At 56.9% G+C, this 12,800-nt stretch carries 9 protein-coding genes, 1 tRNA gene and 1 pseudogene; 4 read left to right on the plus strand and 7 right to left on the minus strand.

Features of this window, described 5'->3' with window-relative positions; all coding sequences use genetic code 11:
* Positions 1–140, plus strand: a pseudogene (gene glyA / locus ACOQFT_RS08295) (serine hydroxymethyltransferase); the annotation flags it as partial.
* A 58-nt stretch (positions 141–198) separates the two neighbouring features.
* On the opposite strand, the gene ACOQFT_RS08300 reads toward glyA, so the two are convergent.
* Positions 199–573 carry a hypothetical protein gene (locus ACOQFT_RS08300; protein ID WP_421597474.1) on the minus strand — a complete coding sequence of 125 codons (375 nt, stop codon included), beginning with the start codon at positions 571–573 and terminating at the stop codon, positions 199–201.
* Between the two features lie 49 nt (positions 574–622).
* Here ACOQFT_RS08300 and ACOQFT_RS08305 point away from each other — a divergent pair, with 49 nt between their 5' ends.
* Positions 623–1,423: an alpha/beta fold hydrolase gene (locus ACOQFT_RS08305; RefSeq protein WP_421597475.1), complete on the plus strand. Its 801-nt coding sequence runs from the start codon at positions 623–625 to the stop codon at positions 1,421–1,423.
* Positions 1,424–1,512: 89 nt separating this feature from the next.
* Here ACOQFT_RS08305 and ACOQFT_RS08310 read toward each other — a convergent pair whose 3' ends face one another.
* The 4 genes from ACOQFT_RS08310 to ACOQFT_RS08325 form a co-directional block, all read right to left on the minus strand.
* Positions 1,513–2,865, minus strand: coding sequence for an HlyD family type I secretion periplasmic adaptor subunit (locus tag ACOQFT_RS08310; RefSeq protein WP_421597476.1), 1,353 nt, complete (start codon positions 2,863–2,865; stop codon positions 1,513–1,515).
* An 11-nt stretch (positions 2,866–2,876) separates the two neighbouring features.
* Entirely contained in the window at positions 2,877–5,111 is a 2,235-nt protein-coding gene (locus ACOQFT_RS08315; protein WP_421597477.1) for a type I secretion system permease/ATPase, read from the minus strand.
* A 37-nt stretch (positions 5,112–5,148) separates the two neighbouring features.
* Positions 5,149–7,092 (minus strand): type I secretion protein, encoded by a 1,944-nt coding sequence (locus ACOQFT_RS08320; RefSeq protein WP_421597478.1) that lies wholly within the window; start codon positions 7,090–7,092, stop codon positions 5,149–5,151.
* 129 nt (positions 7,093–7,221) lie between these two features.
* A complete protein-coding gene (locus tag ACOQFT_RS08325) occupies positions 7,222–9,570 on the minus strand; it encodes a hypothetical protein (protein ID WP_421597479.1) in 2,349 nt (782 codons plus the stop codon).
* A 604-nt stretch (positions 9,571–10,174) separates the two neighbouring features.
* Here ACOQFT_RS08325 and ACOQFT_RS08330 point away from each other — a divergent pair.
* Positions 10,175–10,945, plus strand: a complete 771-nt coding sequence (locus ACOQFT_RS08330; RefSeq protein ID WP_421597480.1) for a helix-turn-helix transcriptional regulator — start codon at positions 10,175–10,177, stop codon at positions 10,943–10,945.
* On the plus strand, positions 10,938–11,435 hold the full coding sequence (locus ACOQFT_RS08335) for a hypothetical protein (RefSeq protein ID WP_421597481.1): 498 nt from the start codon (positions 10,938–10,940) through the stop codon (positions 11,433–11,435). Before ACOQFT_RS08330 ends, ACOQFT_RS08335 begins: the two co-directional genes overlap by 8 nt.
* 9 nt (positions 11,436–11,444) lie before the next feature.
* Here the strand turns inward: ACOQFT_RS08335 and ACOQFT_RS08340 are convergent.
* Positions 11,445–11,529, minus strand: a tRNA-Leu gene (locus tag ACOQFT_RS08340).
* A gap of 950 nt (positions 11,530–12,479) precedes the next feature.
* Positions 12,480–12,716, minus strand: a complete 237-nt coding sequence (locus tag ACOQFT_RS08345) for a hypothetical protein (RefSeq protein WP_421597482.1) — start codon at positions 12,714–12,716, stop codon at positions 12,480–12,482.
* Between the last annotated feature and the right edge of the window lie 84 nt (positions 12,717–12,800).

A 12,800-nucleotide genomic window follows, 5' to 3' on the forward strand; every position in this document is an offset into this window, starting at 1 on the left:
GCCAGATCGCCGACTGGATCATCGAAGTGGTCGACGGCCTGGCCGCCAATGGCGAGGACGGCAACGACGCCGTCGAAGCCAAGGTCAAGGCCGAGGTCGCAGACCTCTGCGCCAAATTCCCGATCTATCCAAACCTGTAAGATAGCGAAATCTAAAGACCTGAGCGGCGCCTTATGGGCGCCGTTCTTTTTTGGCGGATCAGATAAAACCCTGCCACTTTAGGAAAATGATCAGCAGCACAAACAGGGCCAGCAGGTTGAACGCCAGTCCGCCCAGCATTCCCAGGAACCACCCCAGCCGCCGGTCAGCCCGATTGATCCCGCTCAGATGGGCCTGAACCTCTTCTGATGCACGCACGAGTTTGGGGGTATCCAACACCAGCCGCAGCTTGGGATGGGCCGCCATCGGTTCAGCATTCGCCAGCATCAACGCCTGTTTGTAAATGCGGCGGGGCAGCAGCCGTTTGGCCTTGCGGATCGAGTCCGCCAGCGTCTTGTCTCGTACACCCAGTTTCTTGCGCAGCAACTGAACCGTTTGCGCAATCTGGCTTTGGATATCTATGCTTTCCGACATGGCGGGGCCTCCGAGGCTGCCAACTTACCCCCCCTAGGCGAAGGCGACAATGGGGCTGGTTGTTTCTGATCGCGGCGGGTATCACAGCCGCATGCTGAACACGATCATACATGGCGAACCGACCGCGAACCCACCTCTGCTGATTGCCCATGGGCTATATGGTTCAGCCCGGAACTGGGGAGTAATTGCCCGGCGTCTTGCGGATGAGCGGCAGGTTGTGGCCGTAGACATGCGCAACCACGCCTACAGCATGTGGACCGATCAGCACAACTATCCCGAATTGGCCAATGATCTGGCCGAGGTGATCGAACATTTCGGCGGCAAGGCCGACGTGGTGGGTCACTCGATGGGCGGCAAGGCGGCGATGACGCTGGCCCTGCAACATGGGCATCTGCTGCGCAAGCTAGTGGTCGCCGATATCGCGCCGGTGACCTACACGCACAGCCAGATCCAGTTCATCGAGGCTATGCGCGCCGTCGATTTCTCGGCGATTGAACGGCGATCGGACGCGGCGCAACAGCTGGCCGATCAGGGCGTCGAACCGGCATTGCAGAGCTTTTTCACGCAATCGCTTGATATCAAGGGGAAACGCTGGCTGCTGAACCTCGATGTTCTGGCAGAAGAGATGCCAAAGATCATGGGCTTTCCGGAACTGGACGGGTCGTGGGGCGGCCCGGCGCTGTTCCTGTCGGGCGGAGACTCGGAGTATGTCCTGCCCGAGCATCGCGATCTGATCCGCACGCTGTTTCCGGCTGCCAAAATCGCGAAAATTCCCGGCGCGGGCCATTGGCTGCACGCCGAAAAACCCCGCGAGTTCGAAGCCGCCATCCGGGCGTTTCTGAACGCCTGATCCTCAAGATCAAAGTATACCCTCCGGCACTTATCACCGGAGGGTAGTCTCGTTAGCAGAGGGTACGGGCAGGTCTTTTGGCCAGCCCGTTACTGTTCGCGGAAGGCGCGCGACATGCTGTCTGTCACAGGTTTCGCGATATAGGCTGCGAATGTGCGCTCTTCGGTCTGGATCATGATCTCGGCGGGCATGCCTGGGGTCGGGATAAAGCCCCGCACGCGCTCGATCTCTTCGGGTTCCAGTGAGATACGCGCCAGATAAACCTCTTGCGGCGCACCGGCGGAATCCTCGATCACCGAGTCCGCCGACAGATAGAATACCTGACCTTGCAGCACCGGCGTCGTCCGCTGGTTCAGGCCGACCAGACGCACGGTGGCGTCCTGCCCGGTCACGACACTATCGATCTCGGTGCGCGGGATTTGCGCCTCGATGATCAGAGGGGCGTCGGCGGGCAGGATCTCGGCAATGGGTTCACCGGTTTCGATCACACCACCGGGCGTGTGATAGTGCAGCCGCACCACCGTGCCAGTCACCGGAGCCCGCACGACCGCGCGGTCCAGAACACTGCGGGCCTGACGGGCTTTTTCACGGACACTTTCCAGATCGGCTTCGATCACGCCCAGCTCGTCCAGGGCCGCCTCACGATAGGCTGCCCGGGTCCGGGAAATCTGTTCTTCGTATTTCAACAGCATCTGGCTGATTTCAGCCGCCTCGGCCGCCAGCCGCGCCTGCTGGCCTTCGGCTTCGGCCTGAACCCGGCGAATGGTGTTCAACTCGCCCTTGCGCACCAGCCCTTTTTCGAAAAGCGCCTGCTTGGTATCGAATTCTTCCTGCAGGATTTCGGACCGCCGCACCATGCTCTCCAACTGCGCCTGGAACCCGCTGGAGCGAATGCGCAGAGCTTCCATATTGCGTTCCAGCAATGCGATGTCGTTCAACAGGGTCTTGCGGGACAAGTCGAAGGTGATCTTCTGCCCGTCAAGGATGCTCAACACTTCGGTATCATCCGAAGCGGTGATCAGGTTCGGGGAAAACTCCAGCCGTTGTTTTTCGTCATATTCCGCATTCAGGCGTTCCGACATCGCCTGCAGGCGGATTTTACGAATGAACAATTCGCGCTCATTGGCCTCGGCCGAGGTCTGGTCCAGCGTCATCATCACCTGTCCGGCTTTGACGGACTGACCTTCGACAACCTGGATTTCCTGAATGATGCCGCCTTCCAGGTGCTGAACAATTTTGTTGCGACCGGTGGCGACAAAGCTGCCCTGCGCGATCACCGCAGCCGCCAGAGGCGCACGGAAGGACCAGACGCCAAAACCGCCAAAGCACGCAATCAGCAGGACAAATCCGACAACGATCAGACGATTGATCGAACGCGGTACCTCGGCGTACCAGACCGTCGGATCCTTGGGGTCGTTGTTCACGGGTACCAGTTCATTCATATCGCACCCCCTTACTGCTTCTGAATGCCGGGCGCATTGTTACGCGGCCCGTTCAATTGTTGCAGAACCTGTTCGCGATGGCCAAACAGCGCCACCCGGCCATCCGTCAGCAGCATGATCTTGTCGACCACGTTCAAAAGCGTCGGCTTCTGCGTGATTACCACCACGGTAATCTTGCTTTCTTTCGCCTGTTCGATGGCCCTTGCCAGCGCCTTGTCGCCGGCAACATCCAGGTTCGAGTTCGGCTCGTCCAGCACCACCATACGCGGATTGCCGAAGAAGGCCCGCGCCAGCGCGATGCGCTGTTTCTGACCGCCCGACAGCGGTGAGCCGTCTGCGGCCACCACAGTTTCATAGCCCTGCGGCAGCGTCGCGATCATGTTGTGCACATCAGCCAGAACGGCGGCGTCGTGGATCTGTTCATCCGTCGCGTCCGAGCGCATCCGGCCGATATTGTCCTTGATGGTTCCGGGGAACAACTGCACGTCCTGCGGCAGATAGCCGATGCTTTCGCCAAACTGACGCGGATCCCAGTTGCGGATATCCATCAGGTCCAGACGGACGCTGCCCGATGTGGGCAGGATCGACCCGACCAGCGTTTTGCCCAGCGTGGTTTTGCCCGCACCGGAATTGCCAATGATTGCCAGCGTCTCGCCCGGATTCAGCGAGAAACTGATCCCGTTCAGCACGACGCGCTTGGTGCCGCCGGGCACGTAAAGCAGGCGCTCAACATCCAGTCGACCTTCGGGGCGCGGCAGACGCAGCTTTTCAAATTGCAGCGCCGAGTTGGACAACAGCTGATTGATCCGGCCAAAGGCCCCGCGCGTCAGCAGGAAACTGTTCCACCCTTCGATCGACCCTTCGATCGGAGCAAAAGCACGGCCCGCGATGATCGAGGCGGCGATGACCATACCACCGGTAATCTCGCCCTGCAGCGCCAGAAACGCGCCCCAGCCTAGAATGGTGATCTGCGTCAGCAAACGCACCGCCCGGGAAATGGCGGCGAATATCACGTTCCGGTCCTGCGCCCGAACCTGCCATGTCAGGGATTGCGCGGTGTCGCGACCCCAGATGCGCACGGCCTCGGGGATCATGGCCATAGCATTGATGATCTGGCTGTTTCGCGACATCGAATCCAGATGCATGTTGGCCATGGATTGCGCCTTGTTGGCCTCGGCAAAGGGCTTGGCCGTCATGCGCTGGTTGATGAATGCAATCGTCATCAGCAGCAGGGCCGTCACGATCACGATCACCCCAAGCTGCGGATGCACCATAAAGATCATCAGAATGAACAAGGGGGCGAAAGGCACATCCAGGAACGAAATCAACGTCCCCGAAACCAGAAATCCGCGCACCTGTTGAAGGTCGCCCAGGGTCTGATACTCGCGCCCGGTGCCATGCAGCGAGGCATGAGCCGCCGCGCTGAGGATCGGGGCGCCCAGACGGGCGGCAACTTCGACCGCGGTCCGCATCAGCATGAACCGCCGCACCGCGTCAAAGACCGATTGGAAAATCACCGCCCCGGCGACAATGGCCGTCAGCATGATCAGCGTGTCCAGCGACCGGCTGGTCAGAACACGGTCACTGATCTGGAACAGATAGATCGGAATCGCTAGGATCAGGATGTTCGTCGCACAGGTCAGAACCAGCACAAAGGCCAGATTGCGATAGATCGCCCGCAACGAGGTGCGCAGTGTTTTGCGAAAATCCTCTGGCGGGGTCCGTTTGTGAAATGTTTGGGGTGGCCCTTTCCCATCGCCGCCACCTGAATTGCTGCGCAGCAATGGTTCATTTGCTTTGGCCTCGATAGTGGTGCCCATGCGATCACCGCCATTCGAGCGCGACGCGGGGGGTATACGGTCGCTCGTCTTGTTGACGGGTTCGGGATCGGGGCTCTCAGCATTGGCCACCCCAGCACCGCTGCCCTGTTGGTCACTGTCTTCGGCAGGCTGCGGCTGCTTGCGCCGGGGGGGAGGTCCGGCGCGCAATTGCGGTTCCTCTTTCGTTTGAAGATGAGCTGGTTTTGCTTTCACGGTATTTTCGGCGCTCGCATCGCTTTGGGCGACTGCCTCCCGTTTACCGTCTTGCGGATCACTGATGCGTAAATCTTCGCTAAGGCGTAATCCGGGGGTTTTATTAGATTTCTTATCAGACTGGCCCGCGCTAGGCGGTTTTGAAACGCCGCCGCCGTTACGATCCAATGGGCTGGCGTATCGACTCGGGCGCGACGGAAAAACAATCGACATGTCAAAACTTTCAGGTCACTCGTAACAAACAGGGTTACTACGCTAGCATAGTTTGCAGGCCGTCGTCGATGGCTGCCATTTCAGAAGAGGTAAGAGTGGACGCGCCAGCCAGATTTTCGGCGCCGCCTGCGGCATCGACCTCTTCCATCAGGATCGCGATCGCTTCGTTGGCCAACTCACTGTTTTCCTCTTCCGGGCTGTCGATCAGGCTTGCCTGATGCAACATCACTTCTGAATATTCTTCTTCCTGCGCCATAACGACAGAGTCGACGCCAATCTTGGTCACATTGGCCGAGTTCAGGAGGGCGTTGCCGGCACCCAGGGCGGAAACCTCTTGCCCGCCGGGGGTTTCGACATAAACGTCGTCATCATCCTGCAACACGGTGACCTGTTCGATCACGTTGACTTGCAACAGGTCGCCTTCGATCTTGAGAACCCGGATCAGTTCTGTCCCGGCAAACATCGGATCGTTCAGCAGCGCGTCTTCCAGGGCGTCGGAATCGACTTCCTGCATACCAATGGTACTGGCCATATTCTGGCTCAGCGCTTCGTGGGTATCTTCACCCTCGGCCGTCAACGAAACCTGGTTCATCACCAGATTGTCTTCTGCTTCGGTCGGGCTTGCACCATGAACCACGTCACTGTCCATCAACACGATGGTTTGGCTTACAACATCGATCGAGATCATATCACCGCCGATGATGATCATGTCATAGAACGTGCCCAACTGAAGGATATTGGTCACGTTGGTCATGATGTTATCACCCAACGTGTATGCGGTGGACGAGGCGGTGATTTCAGTAGAAATCTGATCGATATCCGTGGCATCGATAAGCTGCTGGATGAAATTCGTCACCAACAGGTCGCCGCTGATCCAGTCGATCATGACAATCGGATCTTCGCCTTCCTCGTCGGCGACATTGTTTTCCAACCAAGGGGCAACACTCGATTCAGAACTGATCTCTGATGCCTGAACCACATGCGTTTCACTCTGGACGCCATCCTCACCTTCGTCGACGTCCACAACAACGGCGACCTGGCTTACCACGGTCAGGTTCACCGAGTTTCCGCCAACCACGATATTGGGTGCGTCAACCCAACCAACAGAGACCGAAACCTCGTTGACGGCCCAATTGCCGCCCGCGACGACGGAATGGCCGTCCTCGAATTCGGGGTCTTCAGACTGATCCCACTCGGCGGGCAACGCCTCGGCGATCTCGTCCTCTTCTTCTTCCTCGATGTCCGCTTTGTGGTGTTCCGGGATCAATTCCAGGAAATCAGGCATTTCATCGACATGCTCGCCGTTCACGATCATGCCCGTGGCGCCCTCACCCAGGAACTGATGCACCGTGACACCGTCAACTTCGACATTCACGGGCGAATAGATCTGATCCAGCAAAAGCTCGACCGCTTCGCCGGTCTGGTAATCCAAAATATGAATCGACGGGGTTGAGATCGCGTGCAAGGACTGCGCCGCCTGCAACATCCCCTCACCCTGCGCCATCAGCGCCTCGACGTCGCGGAAATCCCCTTCGCCCACGGTGTCGTTGTCATTCAGGTGAATTTTCTGGACCGTATATGTCACTGCCGAGCCGATCAGTTCGGTAATGAAAACCGGCTTCATGACAATGTTGATCTGCGTCATGGCCGCAAAATACGCATCGGGAAAATATGCATCCGGGCCGAATGCGGGGCCAGAGGACACGCCGGAGTCCGCGATCGGACCAGGGATCGGAGGTGGTGGGGGTACGTCGGCTTTCACGCCGGTGAATTTGTAGGGCAGCGGGTCATAGTCACCCGGGTCCATCTTCAATTGCGCTTTAACCTGAACTCGTGTCGGATCTTCCAGTTCTTCAAGTTCCGCTTTCCGTCTCAGAGCAACAAATTCTTCATACTGATCACGCCACCGGGCCTGCTCGGTCGTTAACTCAAATGTTCCAACGAAATGTGCAATCTGTTCCGTAATACTGTCGAGAGACATTTTTGTTTTCCTTTCCCCGCCCCGGCCTGAAATTTCCGGATTAGGTTCAGTTGGGCCGAGGCCGCCTGGTGCGGCCCCGGCGTTTTCTTGGAAGGGGTAAGAGCCCGCCGAAGCGGGCTCTGTTTCCGTTTAAACGTCGGTGTCGTCGCTGGAGTAGCTGGACGACATGTTACCGCCAACCATCGTGGTATCGACATCGTTGCCAAGAACGTTGGCCCCCATGACGATCGACTGGTTGAAGGCCGATGTGTCAACTACCGCAGCAGCCGATGCGTGCGACTCGCCGTTCACGATGCCGTCGCCACCGTTGTTCGAGCCCCAGGTTCCAGCGTTGCCACCGGCACCACCAGCGCCCGAGTTCGAGCCCCATGCGTTGCCGCCGTCAACAGCGCCGCCAAAGGTGTTGCCCGATTCAGCGAACCCGTGTGCGTTACCGCTGGTTCCGCCGAATGCCTGAGCAGCACCGCCGCCGCCACCGACGCCCGACTCGGATGTGCCTTCAGATTTGCCCCATCCGGTCGCTGTCGCATCGTTGTCCGAGTTGCCGGCACCGCCGTAACCCGAGATCGCCGACGCCAGGCTGTCTGCGCTTCCGTCAGTGTCCGCTTTCGCGAATACTTCGGAATCTCCGCCGTCACCGGCGTCGTTGTCGGCATCAACAGAACCAGAGCCGGTGGAGGTCGCATCCTGATCGAGTGCGCCACCGCCGCCGCCGACGCCATCAGCCTTCGCAGTACCGATTCCGTCCGCATCCGCAGTACCGTCGGTCTCGTTGGTTCCACCGTTTCCGGCTTCCGAGTCCGCGTCCTGATCGTTGCGGGCCGTACCGATGACATCACCAGCAGTCGGGGTAACAACCGGACCGGTCGCGTCCTGATCGCCTACGCCTTGGGCGTCTGCGTCAGCATCGACGTTACCGCCATTGCCATTACCGCCATCGCCGTCACCGCCAGGACCGTCACCACCGATACCGGTGCCGCCGCGGCCTTCGCCCGCTTCACCGCCACCTGCGTTGACGTTACCACCATCGTTGGTGTCACCACCGCCGTTGCTGGCGCCTGCGCCACCCAGGTTCAGACCACCCAGGCCATTGAGCTGGTGGTTCGACGCCAGAGCACCATCGATCTGGGCTGCATCGCCGGCATTTCCGCCGCCGCCGTTGGCGTCGCCGCCATCACCCATGGCACCGCTGCCTTCGCCGCCGTCACCAGCGCCACCAGTACCGGGTCCGCCATCGGTGTCTGTAGCACCTCCGGCACCAGCACCCGCGAGTCCGAGACCAAGGTTGCCACCCGAAGCGTTGTCATTCCCTTCGGCTTCACTTTCGGCATCGTTTTTCGCCAGACCAATGTTGCCGGCACCGCTGTCGCCGCCATCTGCGCCGTAAGCCGATGAATCGTTGGCAGCAATTGCTCCGCCTTTGGCAAGCGCGACGCTGTCATTTTCGCCACCGGTCGACTGACCGTCGTTGTCAGCATTCGACAGACCCAGACCCAGGCCCAGCGATGCAGCAGTTCCGCCGTCACCACCGTCGCCATCGACATCCGACACGTCGGACGAGCCGGCGTTGTTGGCTTCGGATGCGCTGGCCGCATCGCCGGAATCGCCACCGCTACCATCACCATCGGCAGCTGCTGCAGCTTTGCCAACGTTCAGACCCAGGGTCGTTGCATCACCCGAGTTACCGCCGTTTCCAGCATCTGCATCAGCGTCGGCATCGCCGGTATGGCCGCCACCAGCAAAGGCCTCACCGCCTTTGGTGAAGGAGATAGCCTTGCCGCCTTCGGTTGAACCACCGTCACCGGAGTTTCCTCCGTCTGCCTGTGATCCGATACCTTCGTCTGCATAGGCATAGCCACCATTGGCGTCACCTGACTGCGAGAAAGAACCACCTTCATTCGAGACACTGGCGATACCCAGATGGTCATCGTCATTCAGATTGGCCATTTGTTTGTTGATCGACAACATGTCGTTGCCTTCACCGTTCAGCGAAATGTCCAGGTTCAGGTCGTCGCCCGGATCATAATCAAAATCGTTGCCAACAGAGATGATGTCATCGACTTCACCAACGTTTTTCAGATCGACATCGATCTGATCATCGTCGCGCGGAATCCATTCGCCGCCACCGAAGTCGATATTGACCTCGTTGGAGTTGTCGTTGTCATTGTCGCCGTTTTTCTGGGCTTGCTTCTGGCCTTGGCCTTGGTCCTGACCCTGACCCTGATCGTTGTCGTTTCTCACGTCGTTGTCGTTCTTGTTGTCAACGTCGTTCTTGTTGTCAACGTCGGTCTTCTGACCCTGCAGCTGACCCTGTTGCTGGCCCTGGTCCTGATCATTGCTGTTGTCGTTGTCTTGCTTGTTCACATCAGCATCAATTTCAGCGTGCTTGATATCCACGTCTGCTTTGACCGGAACATAGGCCTTGTCGACATTCACTTCGCCGATTGCGGTATTATTATACGGTTGACGTTTAGCCATTTCAAAATTCCACTTTTTAAGCGCCCGACCGTCATTCATCTACAAAACGGCTACTGGCGCAGTTGAAACAAAATTTATGCATTCAAGCGCAACACGCGCATGATGCGGTCTTGTTCAGTGAATTCGTCTCCCACCTCCCTTTCCCGGCTAAGCCGATGTGTCGCCCGCTGAATTGAGAAGTCGCGTAAATGCGCGATTCGCAGGCACGTCAGGAACATTGCTTCCCAAATTGAAGCAGGATCATGGTTGCAGCAGGAAGGCAGGCTGAATAGCTGCCCTAAAGCATTAGACAGGCTATCATGCTGATTTTAATCGAAAAATTTGGAAAATTACCGGGAAAAGCCGGTCGTAGACACGAAAATGCGGCGGAAATTCGGCCAATCGGTTAAAACCATATTTTTGCTCTACTTTTACGAGAGGACCGATGATGAACCTATACAAAAGTTCTAGTCCCTATCGGCAGGACAACACGGAATGTTGATGAAAAATAGACTTTCAGGTATAGTTACTATGCAATAGCAGTTAATTTACCGTTAATTTACGCTCCGCGTGTTGTTTACGATTTCGCCGCAGATTTAGTGGCGTGTGTTTATAGGGGGAAATAATGAGCAATCCGTTGCAGGATAGTGTTGCCCAAATAAGTGTTTGTTCCGAGGATTTTTCGATCAACTTCATCGGCAAAGAACTCTTCTATTCCAATCAAACTCTACGGAGTGTTCAGTCGGAGTTCGGCGTGTCCGCGCACCGCTATGAGGACGTCGCCGATCTGAAAGCGGCAGGAGAGCCGGGATCGGTGGCTGGCACGGTGGTGGTGGTTGATCAGATCATGCTGGATGATCTGCTTGCCCGTCCGAGCGCTTATACCGAGGCCGCCGGTACAGGCTGCATTGCTTTTGCTTACCGCAAAGAAGACGCCGCACGGACTTTGTTCGAGGCCTGGGACCGGGCCCAGTTCGGAGATATCGGATACCTGCCGATGAACGTTGCGCCGGATGTGTGGCGCTCGATCCTGCGATTACTGATGCATGAAGAGCTTTACCTGCCCAGCTTTCTGGCCGATTGCGTCTCTGCGCCCCGCCGCCCTCACAGCAAACCCCGCCTGCTGAGCGAAAGCCGCGCAGAGCCGCCATCGAAGCCAAGGGAACCTCATCCGGTTTATTCGCGGCTGACGCGACGTGAAAAGCAGGTACTGCAATTGGTTTCGAAAGGCCAAAGCAACAAGATCATCGCGGCGAACCTCGGGATTACCGAACACACGGTAAAGCTGCACATGCACAATGTTGCGGGCAAGATTGGTGTCAGCAACAGAACGGCGGCTGCGCAGTTCTATTTCGAAGTGACCGCAGATCAAACGCACGGCCAGACCGTTGACTGAAACACTCGAATCCCGTTTTGACCGCCTGATCTTGCTGGTCGGCAAGTTGAATTACATGTGGACCAACACGGAAAGCCTGTTGATCCACCTGATTGCCGGCCTGAGCGGCACCAACAAGGATGTCTCGGTCATCATCTTCCTGACCCTCAACACCACACGCGCCCGGATCGATCTGGTCGAGCGTCTGGCCAAGATGGAAGGCCGGCCGGCCGAGATCCGCGATCCGATCCTGGAACACACCCAACGACTGAGCAAACTGTCCTTTATCCGAAACAGGTACAATCACTGCATCTACTCGTTCGATGCTGACAGCGGAAACCCCAAGACCATCCTGATGCGCATCGCGGATCGAAAGACCGACATCAAACTGGGGCGCGAAGACACCGTTGACGAGAAGGCCATTCAGGAAATCGAAGACATTGTCGCACAGCTCTCGGCTGCAAACCGCGACATCTGGCGCCTGATCACTCAGTTGGGTTTCCCCGTTTGACAGGGTGAGTGGTGCGGATGGCGGGGATCGAACCCGCAAGTCCTAGGACGAGGGATTTTAAGTCCCTTGCGTTTACCAGTTTCGCCACATCCGCGCGTCACCGCGGCCGGTGACGTCTGGAACCTCTTACTGCCAACCAAACTGATTGAAAAGCCGCTAAGTGGACCATTGCAAAGGGAACCGATAGAACCTTCCCGCCAACCGGGTCGGCAATCACCTGTGCCCGCCATTTCGCACAGAAGGGAAATTGAATTCGTTTCAGATTCTACAGTGTTGATTTGACGATCTTCACCGCACTTGCGTACTGCAGTGCTCACTAAAGCCTGCCGGTCACAAAAGCCAGCACCCATTCACATCAGTCTCTTGAAAAGTGGTGCCCCCACACGGACTCGAACCGCGGACCTACTGATTACAAAATTTCCCGAAATTCACCCTTTGGCCACTTAACTCTCTGATATTAAAGTTAAATCAAATCGGCCAATGGAGCCGTTTTGGGCCATATCGGACAGTCCCAGCGCACAGTTTCCGCACAGCTTTGGGACAATCCGGACAATCCGGTCAATCAGAAAAGCTACGTAGTAGGCCAGACCGGTTAATCATCTTGAGGTTGAACAGAAAATGAACACTGCCAGTCGCGACACTTGTCTTTGCCAAGACTACCAGGACGGAACGGAGATCACAGAATTGTCTCGCTCCTACGGCATTACAGAGCGCAGGGTAGCGCAAATCCTAAACGCAAATTGCGTCGTGTTAAGGCCGCGCGGCCAACGCACAAAGAAGGCGTTAAGCAAGCAACATATACTCTTGGGGCTTCAGCTTCGCACTCACCGCTTAAAGATCAATGCTGATGTTCACACGACAGCTGTTGCTCTTGGATGGTCATCGCTAAAACTTCGGAAAATCGAAAAGGGCATTTCGGAAGTAGAACTTCTGGACCTAATCGACATCTCAACGTTCACCAATACTCCGCTTTCCGAACTAATCAAAAGCTGATTGGACAAAAAGGGGCTTGCTGTTGACTAGCAAGCCCTTGAAAGACTTTTATTAGTCTTCTTCGTAATGCTCCCAATCGAACCACTCAAATGCTTCCTCAACGCCCCACAAAAAGGCGTTTAACTCGGAAAGCGTTTGGAATTCGTAGGTACGACACTTTCCATGTTCATTCAGCACAGCTTTATCTTTTTCTCCCTGCCTGTAGCGGCGGCACGAATCCTCGCCCCATATCAAAGTTACGGCATGCTTACCTTTTGCCTTCAGATATCCTTGCTTAATTTTGTGCATTTCTTCAGCTCCAAACTGTTATCGTTTACAAGCAAAGAAGTAGACTGAGGTTGGGCAGTCGAGCAATGGGGATTTCGGGAAATT

The organism is Ruegeria sp. MALMAid1280 (genome assembly GCF_049195285.1).
Classification (GTDB): Bacteria; Pseudomonadota; Alphaproteobacteria; order Rhodobacterales; family Rhodobacteraceae; genus Ruegeria.

What these genes read in the sequence shown, in the direction of transcription:
- ACOQFT_RS08330 (WP_421597480.1), top strand. Translation starts at nt 10,175, where the DNA reads ATGAGCAATCCGTTGCAGGATAGTGTTGCCCAAATAAGTGTTTGTTCC.
- ACOQFT_RS08310 (WP_421597476.1), bottom strand. Translation starts at nt 2,865, where the DNA reads ATGAATGAACTGGTACCCGTGAACAACGACCCCAAGGATCCGACGGTC.
- ACOQFT_RS08325 (WP_421597479.1), bottom strand. Translation starts at nt 9,570, where the DNA reads ATGGCTAAACGTCAACCGTATAATAATACCGCAATCGGCGAAGTGAAT.
- ACOQFT_RS08315 (WP_421597477.1), bottom strand. Translation starts at nt 5,111, where the DNA reads ATGTCGATTGTTTTTCCGTCGCGCCCGAGTCGATACGCCAGCCCATTG.
- ACOQFT_RS08345 (WP_421597482.1), bottom strand. Translation starts at nt 12,716, where the DNA reads ATGCACAAAATTAAGCAAGGATATCTGAAGGCAAAAGGTAAGCATGCC.
- ACOQFT_RS08305 (WP_421597475.1), top strand. Translation starts at nt 623, where the DNA reads ATGGGGCTGGTTGTTTCTGATCGCGGCGGGTATCACAGCCGCATGCTG.
- ACOQFT_RS08300 (WP_421597474.1), bottom strand. Translation starts at nt 573, where the DNA reads ATGTCGGAAAGCATAGATATCCAAAGCCAGATTGCGCAAACGGTTCAG.
- ACOQFT_RS08320 (WP_421597478.1), bottom strand. Translation starts at nt 7,092, where the DNA reads ATGTCTCTCGACAGTATTACGGAACAGATTGCACATTTCGTTGGAACA.